The organism is Limnospira platensis NIES-39 (genome assembly GCF_026000695.1).
Lineage (GTDB): Bacteria > Cyanobacteriota > Cyanobacteriia > Cyanobacteriales > Microcoleaceae > Limnospira > Limnospira platensis.
This window is the reverse complement of the sequence record NZ_AP026945.1, coordinates 1,512,160-1,530,067: the sequence shown is the minus strand read 5'-3', so window position 1 is coordinate 1,530,067 and position 17,908 is coordinate 1,512,160. Positions and strand designations below refer to the sequence as shown.

The window sequence follows — 17,908 nt, the reverse complement described above, 5'->3', positions numbered from 1 at the left end:
TTAACTTTAGACTAACTTGATTTTGGTACAGAAACTGCTAATAAATATTCGGTGCTAGAGGAACGTTCAAAGGCTTGATCTAGGGAATAGGTGGGCTGCCAGTTTAGAATCTTTTTAGCCTTTTGATTGCTATATCGCAGTGGTTTAAAACGAGCTTGTAGTTTGGCGGGGACTAAAATACCTGGTAAACGAGCTTTACCCTCAAGAAATACGCGGTTAAATAGCCAAGCCATATTGGCAATTAATCCCATAAAAAACCAGTTTATAAAATATATTTTGGGGACTTTATCCATGGTTTCTATGAGTTTTTGGGCATAGACATTTTGAGCAGGTAAATTATCATCGATAATATTTAAGGTTTGTCCAAAGGCTGCCTCTTTATCGGCGGCGATGACAATGGCTTCGGCACAGTTTTCGACATAGGTTAAAGGCATAATTGCATTACCTCCGATTCTTAACCAGGCACTATCCCCTATTTCGGCACCTAAGCAAGCATTCCAAAGATAATCTCGACCGTAAATCATCCCCGGACGAATAATGGCAACTTGTCCACCATCTCGCTCAAAATCTCGATAAAGTTGTTCTTGAATTAGCTTGGTTTGAGCGTATTCGTCACGATTTAAGGGGTCAGCTTCAATGGGAGAATCTTCGTCTAAAATTTGATGCGATCGCATTTTTACATAATCATAAACTGAAAAGGTACTAATGGCTATGAGCTTAGAAATCCCGGCTTTTTGCATAGCAATTAAGACATTTTCTGTAGATATGACTGTACCAGCAAACTGGGTGTAAAAATCCCCGGACTTGGAGGCGGCTAAATGAATGACAGCATCCACAGATTGCAGACTTTCTACCAAGCCTGATGATTGCCTTAAATCTATGCGGACAATTTCTACATTAGGATGATTAAACCAAGAGAATTTGGTCTCATCAGTTTGGGGACGAAGTACGGCTTTTACTTGGTGTCCCCGTCGCAAGGCTTCCGTGACAATATACTGTCCTAAAAATCCAGATGCGCCAGTGATAAACAATTTCATAGATGATTCTCCTCGGCAATTAATGCGTTAACTAAACGGCTGGTTTTATCCATATCTTCAAAGCTAATTGGTAGCGGCTTATCTTCTTGTAAGGCTTGATAAGTCTGCTCTAATAAACTATGTAAACCTTCATAGGGAGTCTTTTGTAAAAGTTTCCGACGAAAGTTAGTAAAGCTGGCATTCATGAAAGTCCAACCGTTAGCAAACTGATTAGCCAAAGGGGAAAGCTGTTTACCAACGGCACGAGGGACTACACAGCGAATATAGGGTTGAAATAAATCAACTTCTGCATAACCCAAGGAACCGCGAACTGTCACGGAAAAACAATCGGGTTGAGTGTAAGCACTAAACCGTATGCGAGTATGTTGATGACCGGAAAAAATCAGTGCATCTAAATCGTCATACTTAAATAAATTGCCGCCACCATGATTATTCCATCCGGCTTTGACGTAATCAAAAGTTGGTATAAATAATAAGGCAAGATAACACAAGTGGGTAATAAAGTCATGAATTACACCCCCTGGCAGTTTATGGACTGGACTGGGTAGATTTTGGTCTGCGTATCGTCCACCACTGCGGATGTCTAATGCCATGCGGACTTCTACTTCGCCGATTGTTCCTAGGGTTCCATCTTCAACTAGCTTTTGCAATGCTAGAATGGGCTGATTGAAGCGATAATTTTGGTTTTCGATTAAATGGCGATCGCATTTTTTAGCAAAATCCCATAGTTCTTTAAACTCATCATAAGTGGGAGTTATCGGCTTTTCACAAATCACATGAGCCCCAGCACTCAGACAATCCATAGACATTTTTTTATGGATTTGAGGCGGTGTTAAAATATGCACAACATCCGGCTGGGCTTGCTCTAGCATTTGATGATAATCTGTATAAGCAGTTTCAGCACCGAATCTTTTAACCGCATAGTTAGCAGCAGCTTGGGAAATATCACAAACTCCTACTAAATCAGCCCTTTCCGAGGTAGACAAAAAACTGAGATGTTCCTTAGAAATCAACCCGGTACCAATAACGGCTGCTTTTAACTTAGGTTTTTGAGTGTCTGTATCCATTACAATTAATTTAATCCTAGAAAAATAGTTTACTTGATTTCACACTAATTAATGTTTTCCAGTAATTTTTGATAGCGTTTAATCGGAATACCAGCTTTGGCTGAAATCATAACTGTGACATAATCTGGCTCAATTTCAGACAAAAAATCCTTGATTTGTTGTTCTGATAAATTTTCTGTCCCAAAATAGCGTAAGCCGGGGTAGGTTTCATCAATATAATGATTTGCTTCATGGGCTAGAATATAATCACAAAACATTCCATAGAGGATATACTCAGATAAATTCCAAGTATTAGAGATGGTTTCCACCCAATAACGTCCAGACACTTTCTCTAGGTGTTCATATAATTTGAAAATATTATCTCTTTTCCAGGTAATCAAGTCACCAATATAGTTAGGAGCCGGAAAATCCATCATGGGAGTAATCAGTAATTGACTAGCAGTTTTATACCAACTATAATGAGACTCCCAAAGGCGAGGAATTGAGTTAGGCTCTCGATAAAAGCGAATTTTTCCATCCTTAACAAATCGTTCCTGTGGATTTAAAGGACGCACAAAGGCAACATCTGAGTCTACAAACATCAAAACATCTTCAGACACAAATTTAGCCGCTGACAGCTTAATAATTTGCTGAAGCAGCCAGTTACTAATGGGAGGACTTTTGAAGCTAAACCAACCATTTTTGACAAAAGGTATCCTTTTTATCCACCTAGGAATCACTTCTTCAACAACTAGAATTTCTGTGCGATTATTTTGGAGTGATTGAAACATTGATAAATCTTTTCGAGCAACAATAATATAATGCTTTGTTGATGAAGGTATGAATTTATCAACTGTATAACACAAAAATTGGCATCTCTCAAAGTCCGGTGCATAACTCGGTGTAATCAAACAAAAGCTGTATTCTGAGCCAGGAGGTTGAGACGTGATCTTCATAATTTTAATTGAGATTTAAATCAATTCAAGTCAGGGAGTAGTTTTGATGATCTTGATGCATCAAATTGAGGATGAGATGGTTTTGGTTTTTCAATGGGTGCCATAATTGAAATTGATAAAGCTGTATATAATACCCAGAATATACTGTTTTGAGAAATTATACCTCCTTCAGTTGCATTAGTTAATAGTAAATAAGTTAGAAATATTAAGGGCCAAAAGTATTCTATTCCGACACTAAATCGGGCCATAAAAACTGCCCTTAACAAGTTAATTGTAAACCCTAAAAAGTAAGTTATAACACCTAATAAGCCGATGTCTAACCACATATCGAGTATTCCATTATGGGAATAAGGAACCGGCCATCTTGCAGATCTAATAATATAGGCTGATGCACTATCTAATCCCTGCCAAAAAGCGGTATAACCGTATCCCAAATAGGGACGTTTTTCAATCATTTCTCTAGCCCAAACCCACAGTTCAGTACGACCGGTAAGGGTTGGGTCTTTACCAATTAATCCCAGTATTTCATCAATATTTTCAGTATAGATATAAAAAATAGTACCCCCTAAAGTGACAATGGCTAAAAATGAAGGAATCAGTAAAATATAGCGAAATCGCAGCACCCGATAGGCTATGATACTGGTAAATAAAACTGTAAAATTAATCAGGGAACTTGATGATTTTGCCATGACCAATAGCAAACAAGCAATGACGATCGCCCCATGAGCCATCCAGCGTTTTCCTTTCTCAAAAAGACCGGGTGATAAAATTAATACTATACCACCTAATGTCATGCCTCTTCCTAAAAGATTTTTATGGTTATATATGCCTCGCCAAGCCCCATAGTGAACGGCTTGTTCAATGCCATAACGCGGTAATGCGATCGCAAAAACCACACTGAGGACGGCAATAATTCCATAGGAAATAGCCAAAAGTTTCAGTTGTTCTCTGAGGGTATAACGACTACCTAAGTAAATACCAAATAGTGTAGTTCCAATTAAGCCAATACAACTTTTGAGGGTACGAGCCGGAAAATCTGACCAGAAATAGGAGGCGATCGCAATCAAAATCATCACCCAGATAACCGGCCCTCTTTTAGCAGCAATTAAAAACTTTTTCCACCGCAGCAGGAGTAAAGCGACAGAAACTAAATAAGTCAGCAGAAACAGCAGAACATTTAATCTAAAATCAAAGGAATTGATATCTGTACCATCACCCTCGCTTGCGCCGCCAGATAAAATCAGAGGCAACCAGTTGGCGCTATAGTGAATAATGGCAAAAACCGTAAAACTCGATTCCACATATTTTAAGTATTTTTCCATTAAAATATTGATGTTTTTTGTCTAAATCAACACCCTGTTACCTGCTGTGCATCATAGCATTTTGATTAGTGAAAGTCAGATAGAAATGTAAAAATTAATGTAGATTATGTAAAGTTTTGGTAAAGTTGTTGATTTGAGGGAGTCCCCAGACTTAATTAACCGGGTATCGGGGTGGTCTGATATCTAAGAAGAATTCTTAGAAGATATTTTCTGTGGGGACCCAGAGCGATCGCGCCGATGGGATTTTTGGAGAGGGAAATAGCGTTGAGCATGATAGAAATACTTAGTGGACTCATTCTTGCTAATCCCATTGATCACTGTCCCCAAGATCCGCTGACCCGATCGCCCTAATATTTCCTTAGCCGATTTAGCACTATCGCGGTCAAGAATTCGGGGTCTAGCAACCATTAACACCCCACTAGCCATATTAGCTAAAGTTAAAGCATCGGCGGCTAATACCAATGGTGGTGTATCAATAATTACAAAATCATACTCCTCCGAAAAATTCCGAATTAAGGAAGTCATGCGTCGAGAATCCAAAAGTGCTAACGGATTGGGTGGTGTCACCCCAGCGGTCAAAATATCGAGTTGGTCAATTCCCGGCTTCACGGCTTCGGAAAGAGTCGCCTCTTCCACGAGTACATCACTTAATCCCACCGCATTAGTTAAACCCCAGATATGATGTTGAATCGGTTGTCGCATATCCCCATCAATGAGTATCACCCGATGTCCAAGCTGGGCGATCGCCGCCGCCAAATTAGCGGAAACCGTTGATTTTCCCTCCTGTGGTACGGAACTGGTGACCACAATTACCCGCACCTTGCGATCGGAGCCCAAAAACTTCAAATTAGCCTGAATCATCCGATAAATTTCGCTAATTAAGGAACCGGGTGTATCCACTACTGGAACCTGTACAGAAGAGCGATCGCCTCCGGTAAAATAGCGGTAAAAAGGCGGATCTGCAAAAGAAGGAATAATACCCAACAAAGTATATCCCAATAAATCCCTAGTTTCCGCCACCGTCCTCAGAGATTTATCGCCCATTTCCATCAACAGCAATAAAGTAGTTGAGGCGACCAATCCCCCCATGACCCCCAAAGCCAACAACTGTATTTTTGCCGTTCTTCCCTCGTCTGGAACGTTAGCTGTTTCGATAATTCTGGCATTATTGGTAATCTTATTGGCTGCCACTTGCGCTTCCTCAAGATTTTGTAGTAAAGTCCGATAAGTCAGACGAGCCACCTCAGCCTTGCGCTCAAGTTCCTGCTGTTGTTGTTCTAATTGTGGCAAGATACTAGCTCTTCTTTCCAAACCATCACGCGCCTCATAGAGAGAGTCAAGCTGCTTAGTCAAATCCATTCGCCTAATTTCCGCATTAACAAACTCTTCAATCTTGTTATTTTTGACATCCATAACCCTGAGCAACCCGCGAGAAAAGGCTCTGCCACTACCCAAATAAACTTGAATTTCTCTCTGTAACAAACTCTCCAGATTATCTCGCTTTCCCTTTAAAGAAATAATCCGGGGATTTTCATCTCGAAAACGTCTTTGTTCCTGAGCCAACTCACCCTCCACGTTCTCCAATTCTTGTAAAGCAGATCGCACCACCGGAGACTGACTTAAAGTATTTACCGCTATAGCCTCTTCCAGATTCAAGCCCACTTGATTTCCCAAGGAATTAACCAAAGATTGCACCGCATTCAATTCAGCTTCTAAGGTAGTAATATTGCGATTTAACTGCGCCATTTCCTGTACTGATATAGCAAACTCCGTTCCCAGGTCTACTATCTCATTTCTTTCCTTAAAATTTTGAATAGATTTTTCCGCCAGAAACAACTCCTGTTGTACCCTAGGTAGTTGTTCCTGAATAAACTCTTTTGCCCCCGAGGCTTCTTGTCGAATACCAGACACATTCGCCTCAATATAAACCTCCATAATGGTATTAATCACATCAGCAACTTCTTGAGGATTTTTGCTTTGATAGGTTAACAGAACAATATCCGTCCCGCCGATAATTCTAATATCTAAATTGCGTCTAATATCCTCTGGATAAATTGGATCACCATCTTCATTAGTTAAATTCAAGCGCTCAATCACAGTTTCTAGCAAAGGATTAGAATGCATTAATTCTATCTGGGTACTCAAAGGAGTCTGATCCGCCAATAGTGCTTTCAATTCCCCCAACCCTTCACCAATACCAGCTAAAGAAGAAGTGCGGTCTACCTTAAATAAAATTTTGCCTGAGTTTTGATAAGTTGGGCTCAAGAATTGGGTAGCATATACAGCCCCAGATACAGTTAGCACAAAAACCCCCAGCAGCCAAAACCATCGGCGTTTCAATGTTTGTAAATATCTGCCCAAATCTAAATCAATAGATTCTCGGTGTTCAATATTACTAAAATCCATAACCATTACCTCTTATAGACAAGAACACAATCTGATCAATAAATTTAATTATTATTATCTCTATCCTCTGTTAAAATATGAATGATATTCAGTAAAGCCGAGACCCCAATTAGACCACCCACAGGTCTTAACACCTCTTCAAAAGTATCAGCCGCCTCAGTTAAAGCTGAACGATTCACCACCACCACATCATCTCGTTGTAAAACGGGATTATTGGGTGCATTTAGTCCGGCTTGAAAATCAATAGAAATTTGACGACGGGAAACCGTACCATCAGGACGCAAACGCAGAAGTTCCACGGAGCCAGTATTCGCCCGCCGCCGATTAAACCCCCCCGCCACCAAGATAGCTTGATTAAGGGTTGTATTAATTGGTACTTGAAGCGCCCCCGGTTGTGTCACTTCTCCCACCACATTAACCATCATAGTTCTCGGGGAGAAACTAGCACTTGCTAGGGAAATAATCTCATCGGGAGGCACTGCACTAGCGGTAGGAATTATAATAGAATCTCCCGGCTGTAAACTAATATCCTGAGTAGCATCACCTGTGGTCAGTAATTGCCACAAATCGACAGTTATAGTCTTTAATTCACCCGCCTGAGTAAGTCTTTGTAATTGAATGCGACGCAGGTTAGCTTGAGGCTTAATACCTCCCGCCCTTTGTATAGCTTGAGTAATGGTCGGTAATTCGGGTAAATTGGCCATTCCTTCCCCCATAATATAGGTTCCCGGATTAAATACTTCCCCGACGATAACTACCTGAAAAGGGGCGACCTCTTCCGGCGCAAAATTAGCAGAATTAATCTGTCGAATAGCGACAGGATCAAGATTTTCGGCGGTAGGTACTACAATTGTATCGCGATCGCGCAAAACCAGATCTTGGCTTAAATCTCCATTTTCCAGCAATTCCTTGAGGTTGACGACAATATTTAACCTAATGGGGTCTTGTCGCTGCACCTTAACCTGAGTAATATCTGCTGATTGAGTAATCCCACCCGCCTGCTGGAGAAGCTGAGTTACTGTATAGAACTGAAATTGTCGCTCAACGGTGTTAGAGGTAGAAAGGGGTAGAATGTATGTTCCTGGTCGTTGCACCTCCCCCCCAACGGCAATGCTAATGGGACGGGGTGTAATAATTCTCACGCTGGGGAATGGTTGCTGTACAAAGGGAGTATAGGCGGCGGAAATTTTCTCAGTCAGTTGAGAAACTGATAGCCCAGCTACGCTAATTTGACCGATTAGGGGCAGATTGAGTGTGCCATCAGTCAAAATTAGGTATTCGCCACTGTATTCAGGAACATCGAGAATATCTACCCTTAGCAAATCTCCTGGACCGAGGGTATAGGCATCAGGAACACGAATTGAGGCGGGGGTAATGGTGGGGATAGAAGGTTGAGTTTGGGCTAGGCTGATAGGTGTGCTGGTATGCCATATCAATAGGGACATTAACCCCCAACTCATCACTGTTGTAGCCTGGGAAGATTTGACAGGATTAGTTGTATTAGCTTGAAATGATGGCTCAGTCATAGGTGAGAGTCAATACATTGGCAGTATCAAACATAAAATATACAGTTGACAATGAGTTAAAGGCTGAGGCTTTCTTCCTCATGGTAACGGCTATTCTCTGAAGTGGCTAGTTATTAAGTTGTCTAACTCAGAATAGTCGGGAATAGAGGCTGATACTGATGCACCATTTCTGATGATAACCCGATCATGCTGCGATCGCGATAGTAATTCACTGAAATTTCTGCCTTTAAAAGCGATGAGATTGGCGGAAATGCCTACCCCAAGCCGAACTCGATTTGATAATCCCATTAAGTCGGCGGCGGTTTTGGTGACGATTTGGGGCCAGTCACCATAGGGATGATCTAAATGACCGATTCTGACTGACATTTTGAAGACTTCTAAAACATCATGATCTCCAAAGGCATAAAATGGATCACGACAGTTATCACTGGCTACTGTTACGGGGATTCCTGCCTGTTTTAATTCATGCAGAAGTGTCACACCTCGCCATTTCGGAGTTTGGGGTGTATGTGAATGGTTATCATATTGTCTATCTTGCAGATATAAATTGCACATGGGCAAGCTGACAATCCCTATATTAGATGCTTTGAGGAGATTAATGGTCTGGTTAATTACTTCGGGATTCTGGACGGATAAACTGCAACAATGTCCGCAAATTATCGGATTCTCAAATTGAGATTTGACTGCATATTCGGCGATTTTATATAAGGTGTTAGAATCAGGGTCGCCATTTTCATCTACATGGAAATCTAAGGATAAATTCCGGTCTTTGGCTAGGTCAAATACTCGCTTAATTTGTTGATCAAGGTCACGGTTAATATAAGCGACACCCCCTAAAATACCACCCATTTCTGCTACTCTATCGGCTAGTTTTTCTCCCTGGGGGGTTAAGTAATAATCCAGAGATACGAGGGATACAGCTTGCAAAAATATGCGATCGCACCATTTTTTCCGCAGACTGTTAAATACTTCCCAGCTAATTTCTGTGAGTTTTCCGGCTGAGTCTAAATGGGTGCGGAGAGCCTGGGTCCCATGGGCATAACTACATTTTAAACCAAATTCCATCCGCTGATAGATGTCTTCAGCACTCCAGTATTTTTCACTGTCAGAAATCGCGGTATTTAGCGCCCCGGTAAAAGTCCCGTCGGGATTAGGCGATCGCTGCCAAATATGGCCCTTATCTAAATGGGTGTGTAAGTCCACAAAACAGGGCCAAAGCTGTCCCCCCCGCAGGTCTACCCAGGGGATATCAGCCACCTCCCTATTTCCAGCCGGTCGCAGTTGGCTGATTTTCCCCGATGCAATTTCCACATCCATTAATATTAGCCCCTCCCGCGTCTGCTGGCTTAACCAGTCCGGTTGGCTTACTTCCAATAAACAGCAGGGAATATGGGCATTTTTTAGCCAGTAGCGATCGCTTTTGGGAATACTAATCATGACCACCATTTACCCCATCATGCAAAAATAACATTGTTAATATGCAAAAAGTTCATCAAACTTAGGATTTTGTAATATTAGCTACACTTTAACTGATTTTTCAGCTTTAACCTACTGATTAATTCTTAAAGTCATCGCTCAAATTTTCGGCGGCTTTAGGAGTAGTTAAATTTGCGGATCTCATTCCCCCAATCACCTATATATAGGTTGCTGTTTATACAGTTATCCTAAATTTATGGCTAGTTTTGATGTGCTTATCCTAGTTTTTGATATAGCCCAAGCCATAAAAGTTATTATCAAATCAAGAGGCGATCGCTCATCAACCTAGGGAAATGTAGCCCCGTGCTAGTCAACTTTACTATCAGAAAATCCCCATGACATCCATTCAAACCACCCCCAACTCATTAACCTCTTCTGTCGGTCTCAAAATCGGATCAGTAATTGGTTTAATTGCCTTTTCAGGATTTTACATCAACAGTTGGCAGCAACTACTATCCAACCATTACGCACAACAGCAACCCCAAGCCGAAACCATTGTAACTGCTGTCGAAGTTGTCCCAGAAACCGTAGAAACCCCAACAGTAGCCGCCACCGTAACCCCCATAACCGATCCGAATGCGATCGCCCAGCTAACCAGCCAATTATACACCCAAATTGACCAAAACTGGCAACAGTACCCCACCTTTACCGAGAACCTAGTTTATCAGGTCTCAGTCAATCAAACAGGTGCGATCGCCCAATACAAAACCATCAACCCCGCCGCCGCCAAATATCTTAATCAGACCCCCATTCCCCAATTAAGTCAAGCCACCACCTCCGACCAACCCCAGGCTGAATTTCTCGTAGTCATGGCCCCCAGTGGCAGTCTACAAGTTAACCCTTGGGTTGCCGAATAATATTCCCTCATCAATTACCTGGATTTAGGATTGAGTAATTAGGCCCAACTTATTCAGTCATCACTCAAGCTAATTCCCCCTGTTGTTTAACCCACCACCATTTAATCAAAATGCTAACCGAATTATGGTCTTTAAAAGGCCGATACAAAATCCTACACCTAACCTGGTTCGCCTTCTTTCTCTCCTTTGTAGTCTGGTTCAATTTCGCGCCTTTAGCCACAGCAATTCAAGAGGATATGGGCTTAGAAATAAGTCAAATTCGTACCCTCGCCATTTGTAATGTCGCCCTCACAGTTCCCGCCCGGATTATTATTGGGATGCTGCTAGACAAATACGGCCCCAGAATCACCTACTCATTACTGCTAATTTATGCAGCAATTCCCTGTACAGCATTTGCCTTAGCCCAAAACTTTAATCAATTAGTAATTTCCCGTTTAGCCCTCAGCATAGTTGGTGCAGGATTTGTAATTGGTATCCGCATGGTAGCCGAATGGTTCCCCCCCAAAGAAATCGGTTTAGCCGAGGGAATTTATGGCGGTTGGGGTAATTTTGGTTCCGCCGCTGCCGCCTTTAGCTTACCCACTCTAGCAGCCATTTTAACCTTCGGTTCTGGCGGCGTAATTAACTGGCGAGTAGCCGTAGCATTAACAGGAATTATCGCCGCTGTGTATGGTGCTTTCTACTTCTTTAATGTCCAAGATACCCCCCCCGGAAAAGTCTATCACAAACCCCAACGCGCCAGAGGCTTAGAAGTTACCACCCCCAAAGACTTCTGGTTTTTGATGATTATGAATATTCCCCTAGTTGGTGTTTTGGGTATCCTAGCTTGGCGTTTAAGTAAAGTGGGTTTCTTGACCCAACCTCAACTTTATATCGTCTGGGTAGCCTTATTCGGTTTATACCTTTTCCAAGGTTATAACTGCTGGGAAGCTAATAAAGAATTAATCCTTGGTCAAAAACACTATCCCCCCGCAGACCGTTACAATTTTTCCCAAGTTGCTATTTTGGAATTGACCTATTTTGTCAACTTTGGCTCAGAATTAGCTGTGGTGTCAATGCTTCCCGCTTTCTTTGAGGGGACTTTCGGACTCAGTAAACCAGCCGCTGGAATGATAGCTGCTAGTTATGCTTTCATGAACCTAATGTCTCGCCCTGGTGGAGGTCTAATTTCTGATAAATTAGGTAGCCGTAAAAATACCATGGCAGCTCTGACAGCGGGAATGGCATTTGCTTATTTAATTATGGGTCGAGTTCATGGTGGTTGGTTGCTACCTGTCGCCGTACTTTTAACCATGACTTGTTCATTCTTTGTACAAGCCGGGGAAGGTTCAAGTTTTGCGATCGTTCCCCTCATTAAACGTCGTGTCACTGGACAAATTGCCGGAAATGTCGGCGCTTATGGAAATGTCGGCGCAGTCGTTTATCTAACACTATTTAGCCTATTTCCACAAGGTGATATTGGCAACCGAATTTTCTTCGAGATGTTAGGAGTAACTAGCATGATTGTCGCTTTCATCTGTTGGTTTTTCCTCAAAGAACCTCAAGGATCTTTTGCCGAACATCATGAAGGAGAATTACAAACCAACGAAGACCTGATCCCTGTCGCTAAATAACTCCCAAATAGGGGCGGGTTATTCACTAGCATTAAATTAGCTACTCGCCCCTGAACCGACAATAATTCCCTATCCTTCCCAGATGACTATCCTCCGTGGTTACGGTGATTAACTTCCGGTTGGGGTGGATTGATTAATTAATTGGCTGATTTTAGCAGACAATTAATCACAGTCAACTCCCCCCCGCAATTGCCAGCCAATAGGTGGCTGATCTCCTATAATAAAAACTGCCACAATTACCACCCATTAATCTAAAATGACTCAATCGACAAAAACTCTCTGTCCTTACTGCGGTGTTGGTTGCGGCTTAGAAGTTTTACCCCCCGCCCAACCAGGAAAAGCCACAAATAGAGACTCACTCGGAAATCCAATTTGGCAAGTTAGAGGCGATCGCACTCACCCCTCAAGTCTCGGTAAAGTTTGCGTAAAAGGTGCAACAATTGCCGAAGCCATAGACAAAAATCGCCTCAAATATCCCATGATCCGAGACACCCTCGATCAACCCTTTCGCCGCGCCACCTGGGATGAAGCCTATAACCTTATTGTCAACCGCATTCAAACCGTCCGCAATACTATGGGCGCTGATGCCATCTGTATGTATGGTTCAGGTCAATTCCAAACCGAAGACTATTACATCGCCCAAAAGCTAATTAAAGGCTGTTTGGGAACCAATAATTTTGATGCCAATTCCCGCCTTTGTATGTCTTCCGCCGTGTCCGGTTATATCAAAAGTTTCGGTTCAGACGGTCCCCCCTGTTGTTATGACGACCTAGAAAAAACCGACTGTGCCTTTTTAATCGGTACTAATACCGCTGAATGTCACCCCATCGTTTTTAATCGTTTGCGGGTTCACCATAAGAAAAATCGCCAAGTCAAAATGATTGTGGTTGACCCCCGCTGCACCCAAACCGCTGAAGCCGCAGACCTACATTTAGCCATCCGTCCCGGCACCGATATTGACCTACTTAATGGTATAGCCAACCTCTTAATGCGTTGGGGTTTTATAGATTCTTTATTTATTGATGAATGTACCAAAGGATTCCCTGATTATATGCAGGTAATCCAATCTTATCCCCCCGAATTGGTAGCCAGAACCTGTGGTATTCGTCTTGATGATCTTGAACTAGCCGCTAGGTGGTGGGGTGAGTCTAAACGGGTTTTATCTATGTGGTCAATGGGCATCAATCAGTCCTCCGAAGGAACTGCCAAAGTGCGGACTCTGATTAATCTTCATTTGATGACTGGAAATATTGGTAAACCTGGGGCGGGTCCCTTTTCTTTAACAGGTCAACCCAATGCTATGGGAGGTAGAGAAGCCGGAGGACTTGCCCATATTTTGCCCGGTTATCGAGTTGTAAAAAATCCCGAACACCGAAGAGAAATTGAGGAATCTTGGGAACTAGAACCCGGTCAGATTTCTGACCAAGTAGGTTTGAATGCTTGGGAAATGATTACTGGCTTAGAAACTGGTAACGTCGGGTTATTATGGGTGGCGGCGACTAATCCAGCAGTCAGTATGCCCGATTTAGAAAGGACTAAAGCTGCTTTAATGCGATCGCCTTTTACCATTTATCAGGACGCTTATTATCCTACGGAAACCTCCCAATATGCCCATATTTTACTACCCGCCGCCCAGTGGGGAGAAAAAACCGGGACTATGACTAATTCCGAACGGGTCGTTACTCTATGTCCAGCTTTTCGTGACCCCATAGGACAAGCTAAACCCGACTGGGAAATTTTCGCCGAAGTAGGGCGCAGGTTAGGCTTTCACAAACAATTTAATTTCGCTAATTCCGCTCAAGTTTACCAGGAATTTGTCCGCTTAACTCGTAACCGTCCCTGCGATTTATCCGGGTTGAGTCATGATCGTTTAATGGTTTCTGGTCCTATTCAATCGCCTTGTCCTGAGACCGAAACCGAAATTAATCGCACCCCGAAACGTTTATATACTGATTTACGATTTAATACCCCAGACGGTCGCGCACAATTTGGCGCTTATTACTCCAAAGGATTAGCTGAACCCCCAGATCCTGACTATCCTTTAGTGTTGACAACCGGGAGATTATACGGTCATTGGCACACTCAAACCCGCACCGGGAGAATTGAGAAAATCCGCAAAATGCACCCCGCTCCTTTTATTGAAATTCACCCCAAAGATGCCCATAAATTAGGCATTGAATCCGGTAATTTAGTGCAAGTGCGATCGCGCCGTGGAAAGGCTTATTTTCCCGCTCAAATTACTAAAGCGATCGTTCCGGGAACTGTATTTGTACCCATGCACTGGGGCGCTTTATGGGGAGATAATACCGAAGCCAACGCCATGACTCACCCTCAATGTTGTCCGGAGTCTAAACAACCCGAATTAAAAGCCTGTGCCGTACAATTATCAATAGTTAACCCCGAATTATTACCAACTTCACAAACCCAACCTAACCAACAACAACTCAACCCAACTATTCCCGTCTAAATACCTCCGCTGGGAGGGTACATGATTAATCATTAAAACCGGGTTTTTCCTGCCATAGCAACCCAAAAACCCGGTTTCTCCTGATGATTAATTATCTGTATTGCGTTTGGAATGTTCTTTTAAAACCCATCCCATCAGAGACACAGGACCTTTAGAAACTGGCTCATTGGCAAGTTTTTTTGATTGTTTATTATACTGAGATTTAAACAAAAATTTATGAATCGACTTGTACACCTTGCCAACTTCTGGGTTCGAGGAATTAGACTCCTCAATCTTTGGCAGAGAGTCTATATGCCACCAAGTTATTAATTGATAAGTAGATACACCACCCAAAAAGCTACACAGCAGACTAAATGGCAGCGAATAGCCTACCAAAAAAAAGCCCCCCATAAACAATAAACCAATCACTAATCCGGTGGTTATTGCGCCTGTAGTAGTTGGAGAATCTGACATGGCTCGGCTACTCCATTTAATAGATAAGTTGTTTTAGACCTCATCCAAATCTTCACAAAGTTGTTGTAAATTTTGGTGTTCTAAGCGACGGGAAGATCGGCGATATTTTTTAGACTGCAATTTAGGTTCATATTGTTTTCCCCCTCCAGATTTACTTTTAGATTTGAGGCGATCCTCCTCTAGTGGTTGATGTTGAGACGTTTCCCAAGCCTCGATCGCCTCCTCAAGAAAATGGAGATATTGGGGGTATCTTTCCCAGTCTCCACGCACCACACATGATGGTTCTTCGCGGTGCAAACAATCATCAAATTGACACTTACCCTTAGTTAAGCGATCGCGAATTTCCGGGAAATAATTACCCAACTGGTGAGGGTCACATTGCAATTCCGGTTGATTAAACCCCGGAGTATCAGCCAGGAAACCCCCGTTATGTAATTCAAACAATTCCACATGGCGGGTAGTATGCCGTCCTCGCCCCAATTTTCCCGACACTTCCCCCACCCGCAAATGACTATTAGGAATCAGTTTATTAATCAAACTAGACTTCCCCACACCAGACGGACCAGAAATAGCCGTAGTTTTCAGGCGCAAGCGATCCAGCAGAGAATTAGCAGTGCCAGAAACCAGGTTTCTATCACCATCTCTAGTGAGGGAAGGCGAACTTTCCCCGAAACCGGGTTTGTCCAACCCAGCCGAATTTGATGATAAATTCAGAGTCGGCGAAATTTCCATGCGATCGCCCTCAAAGCGATATTCAACCCCATGATAGACACTAATCATCAAAGGGTCATATCCCCACCCTCTCATGCGATCGTACCATTCTCGGAGGCTATCAGGGGGCAGTAAATCGCACTTATTAAAGCACAAACTCACCTCCAACCCAGTAGACTCCGCCTTGAGTAGAAAGCGGCTGAGAGTCACCGGATCTGGGTCTGGTTCAGCCACTGCAAACACCAATAATAAATGGTCTGCATTAGCAATACTAGGGCGCGCCAGCTCAGTTTTACGGGGTAAAATCTCAGAAATCACCCCTGTACCCCCCTGCCAGTCTGGACAGGAGACCACCACGCGATCGCCCACCATCACCTTCTGACCAATTTTCTTTAAACGAGCGCGACAGGTACAAAGCAAAGTTATAGGTTTAGCTTCCCCCCCGGCCCCATTCCCGGACGGAGACTGGTCAGGACTCAGGCAAACCTGATAAAAATTAGCCTGACCAGCAACTACCGTTCCCATTATGCGATCAGCCGTCATAAACTCTTCACAGGCGGACAACGAACCATAATCGCAAAAAACTCTCCGCGATCGCAAACCTCCTCAATAGCATATCCTTCCATCACCAAGCTATCAGGAACCTGTTCAATAGGTTCGCCGCCATCTAACCACACCTCCAGCAAAGTCCCCGGTGTCATTTGTTGCAGACGCAACTTAGTCCGCACAAAATTAATCGGACAGGGGGTGCCGCGCAAATCAAGTTTAGCATCAGCCGAATAAGTATCTGAACCAGTCATAGACTCTTCACACAAAAGGAACAATCAATCCAAGCCATCAATCGAATGTTTTACTTTTGGAACAAATTACCAAGGAACCCTTCCAGGCCTCCTTTTCCGGTACGTTCTCCCTTAATTTGGGCCAACTGTTCCAAAAGTTCTCGCTCCTCATTAGTAATCCGGGTAGGAATATCAATCAAAATTGTAATCAAGTGATCTCCCCGACTCACCGGATTTCCCAAACGAGGGACACCCTGATTTTCCAGAGTCAGCACCGTATTCGGTTGTGTCCCCGCCGGAATAGTTAAAGAAGTCGTACCCTGAACCGTTTCCACCTCCAAAGTGCAGCCTAAAATCGCTTGCAGGTAAGAGATTTTCACATCTGACAGGACATTAATACCATCACGTTTGAAATTCGGTGTTGAGTCCACCGACAGAAATACATACAAATCCCCCGCCGGGCCACCTCGTTTTCCCGAATCCCCCTCATTAGATACCCGCAACCGCGTGCCATTATCTACCCCAGCCGGAATTGTAATTTTCAGCTTTTTAGTTACCTCTTTCAGGCCTTCTCCACCACAACTGACGCATTTTTCCTCAATCATCTGTCCAGTACCATTACAGGTAGGACAAACCGAAACCTGAGTAAAGCTACCAAAGGGAGTACGAGTCGCCCGTCGCACTTGACCACTACCCCCACAGGTAGAACAAGTTTTAGGAAAAGTTCCCGGCTTCGCCCCCGTCCCATTACAAGTCTCACAGGTTTCTAAGTGACGGATACGGATTTCCTTTTCCCCGCCAAAAATAGCCTCTTTAAACTCCAAGCGCAAATCTAAGCGCAGGTCATCCCCTCGCGTGGGTCCCGTGCGTCGTCTGGCTGCCGTAGGGCCGCCCATACCCCCACCAAAACCACTGAAAAAACTTTCAAAGATATCAGCAAAACTATCGCCAAAGTCCTGACCATAGCCTCCAGCACCTGCACCAGATACCCCAGCTTCCCCAAAACGATCATAACGGGCGCGGATTTCCGGTTCCGAAAGCACCTCATAGGCGCGGTTAATTTCCTTAAACCTTTCCTCAGCCCCCGGCTCTTTATTTACATCCGGGTGATATTTACGAGCTAAACGACGGTAAGCTCGTTTAATTTCTTCCTTGTCTGCGTCGCGGGAGACACCGAGGACATCATAGTAATCGCCTGCCATAAAGCTTTTTTCTAAAAATTAATTACTAAAACTACAGAACAAACCTAGAGTTAGGTC

14 protein-coding genes are annotated in these 17,908 nt (G+C 43.3%); 3 read left to right on the top strand and 11 right to left on the bottom strand.

What is annotated here, in order from left to right; genetic code table 11:
- Window positions 1-11: 11 nt before the first annotated feature.
- The 7 genes from N39L_RS07665 to N39L_RS07635 form a co-directional block, all read right to left on the bottom strand.
- Complete coding sequence (locus N39L_RS07665; RefSeq protein ID WP_006620065.1) at window positions 12-1,037, bottom strand: NAD-dependent epimerase/dehydratase family protein; 1,026 nt, start codon at window positions 1,035-1,037, stop codon at window positions 12-14.
- Window positions 1,034-2,104, bottom strand: a complete 1,071-nt coding sequence (locus tag N39L_RS07660) for a Gfo/Idh/MocA family protein (RefSeq protein WP_006620066.1) — start codon at window positions 2,102-2,104, stop codon at window positions 1,034-1,036. The genes N39L_RS07665 and N39L_RS07660 overlap by 4 nt, the downstream gene beginning before the upstream one ends.
- A gap of 44 nt (window positions 2,105-2,148) precedes the next feature.
- Window positions 2,149-3,039, bottom strand: a complete 891-nt coding sequence (locus N39L_RS07655) for a DUF6492 family protein (protein ID WP_043468131.1) — start codon at window positions 3,037-3,039, stop codon at window positions 2,149-2,151.
- Window positions 3,040-3,059: 20 nt separating this feature from the next.
- Entirely contained in the window at window positions 3,060-4,361 is a 1,302-nt protein-coding gene (locus tag N39L_RS07650) for an O-antigen ligase family protein (protein WP_014274823.1), read from the bottom strand.
- A gap of 183 nt (window positions 4,362-4,544) precedes the next feature.
- Complete coding sequence (locus N39L_RS07645; RefSeq protein WP_014274822.1) at window positions 4,545-6,767, bottom strand: GumC family protein; 2,223 nt, start codon at window positions 6,765-6,767, stop codon at window positions 4,545-4,547.
- 44 nt (window positions 6,768-6,811) lie between these two features.
- Window positions 6,812-8,293: an SLBB domain-containing protein gene (locus N39L_RS07640; RefSeq protein ID WP_043468124.1), complete on the bottom strand. Its 1,482-nt coding sequence runs from the start codon at window positions 8,291-8,293 to the stop codon at window positions 6,812-6,814.
- A 90-nt stretch (window positions 8,294-8,383) separates the two neighbouring features.
- Window positions 8,384-9,730 (bottom strand): cytosine deaminase, encoded by a 1,347-nt coding sequence (locus N39L_RS07635; protein ID WP_043468942.1) that lies wholly within the window; start codon window positions 9,728-9,730, stop codon window positions 8,384-8,386.
- 374 nt (window positions 9,731-10,104) lie between these two features.
- On the opposite strand from N39L_RS07635, the gene N39L_RS07630 reads away from it, so the two are divergent.
- The 3 genes from N39L_RS07630 to N39L_RS07620 all read left to right on the top strand — a co-directional run bounded on the left by N39L_RS07630 (window position 10,105) and on the right by N39L_RS07620 (window position 14,706).
- On the top strand, window positions 10,105-10,626 hold the full coding sequence (locus N39L_RS07630) for a hypothetical protein (RefSeq protein WP_014274819.1): 522 nt from the start codon (window positions 10,105-10,107) through the stop codon (window positions 10,624-10,626).
- Window positions 10,627-10,736: 110 nt separating this feature from the next.
- A complete protein-coding gene (locus N39L_RS07625; RefSeq protein ID WP_014274818.1) occupies window positions 10,737-12,239 on the top strand; it encodes an MFS transporter in 1,503 nt (500 codons plus the stop codon).
- Between the two features lie 256 nt (window positions 12,240-12,495).
- Window positions 12,496-14,706 (top strand): molybdopterin oxidoreductase family protein, encoded by a 2,211-nt coding sequence (locus N39L_RS07620; RefSeq protein ID WP_014274817.1) that lies wholly within the window; start codon window positions 12,496-12,498, stop codon window positions 14,704-14,706.
- Window positions 14,707-14,793: 87 nt separating this feature from the next.
- Here the strand turns inward: N39L_RS07620 and N39L_RS07615 are convergent, their stop codons facing one another.
- The 4 genes from N39L_RS07615 to dnaJ are packed head-to-tail and all read right to left on the bottom strand — an operon-like array spanning window position 14,794 to window position 17,851.
- Entirely contained in the window at window positions 14,794-15,159 is a 366-nt protein-coding gene (locus N39L_RS07615) for a hypothetical protein (protein WP_006620075.1), read from the bottom strand.
- Between the two features lie 33 nt (window positions 15,160-15,192).
- Entirely contained in the window at window positions 15,193-16,413 is a 1,221-nt protein-coding gene (gene rsgA / locus N39L_RS07610) for a ribosome small subunit-dependent GTPase A (protein ID WP_006620076.1), read from the bottom strand.
- The gene (locus tag N39L_RS07605) at window positions 16,410-16,670 is read right to left on the bottom strand and encodes a sulfurtransferase TusA family protein (protein WP_006620077.1); all 261 of its coding nucleotides are present in this window, start codon (window positions 16,668-16,670) and stop codon (window positions 16,410-16,412) included. Before N39L_RS07605 ends, rsgA begins: the two co-directional genes overlap by 4 nt.
- 50 nt (window positions 16,671-16,720) lie before the next feature.
- Complete coding sequence (dnaJ, locus tag N39L_RS07600) at window positions 16,721-17,851, bottom strand: molecular chaperone DnaJ (RefSeq protein WP_006620078.1); 1,131 nt, start codon at window positions 17,849-17,851, stop codon at window positions 16,721-16,723.
- Window positions 17,852-17,908 lie beyond the last annotated feature (57 nt).

Bases quoted from the DNA above. Each gene is read 5' to 3' on its own strand.
- N39L_RS07640 (WP_043468124.1), bottom strand. From the start codon at position 8,293: ATGACTGAGCCATCATTTCAAGCTAATACAACTAATCCTGTCAAATCT.
- N39L_RS07625 (WP_014274818.1), top strand. From the start codon at position 10,737: ATGCTAACCGAATTATGGTCTTTAAAAGGCCGATACAAAATCCTACAC.
- dnaJ (WP_006620078.1), bottom strand. From the start codon at position 17,851: ATGGCAGGCGATTACTATGATGTCCTCGGTGTCTCCCGCGACGCAGAC.
- N39L_RS07615 (WP_006620075.1), bottom strand. From the start codon at position 15,159: ATGTCAGATTCTCCAACTACTACAGGCGCAATAACCACCGGATTAGTG.
- N39L_RS07630 (WP_014274819.1), top strand. From the start codon at position 10,105: ATGACATCCATTCAAACCACCCCCAACTCATTAACCTCTTCTGTCGGT.
- N39L_RS07635 (WP_043468942.1), bottom strand. From the start codon at position 9,730: ATGATTAGTATTCCCAAAAGCGATCGCTACTGGCTAAAAAATGCCCAT.
- N39L_RS07605 (WP_006620077.1), bottom strand. From the start codon at position 16,670: ATGACTGGTTCAGATACTTATTCGGCTGATGCTAAACTTGATTTGCGC.
- N39L_RS07645 (WP_014274822.1), bottom strand. From the start codon at position 6,767: ATGGATTTTAGTAATATTGAACACCGAGAATCTATTGATTTAGATTTG.
- N39L_RS07655 (WP_043468131.1), bottom strand. From the start codon at position 3,039: ATGAAGATCACGTCTCAACCTCCTGGCTCAGAATACAGCTTTTGTTTG.
- N39L_RS07650 (WP_014274823.1), bottom strand. From the start codon at position 4,361: ATGGAAAAATACTTAAAATATGTGGAATCGAGTTTTACGGTTTTTGCC.
- rsgA (WP_006620076.1), bottom strand. From the start codon at position 16,413: ATGACGGCTGATCGCATAATGGGAACGGTAGTTGCTGGTCAGGCTAAT.
- N39L_RS07665 (WP_006620065.1), bottom strand. From the start codon at position 1,037: ATGAAATTGTTTATCACTGGCGCATCTGGATTTTTAGGACAGTATATT.
- N39L_RS07660 (WP_006620066.1), bottom strand. From the start codon at position 2,104: ATGGATACAGACACTCAAAAACCTAAGTTAAAAGCAGCCGTTATTGGT.
- N39L_RS07620 (WP_014274817.1), top strand. From the start codon at position 12,496: ATGACTCAATCGACAAAAACTCTCTGTCCTTACTGCGGTGTTGGTTGC.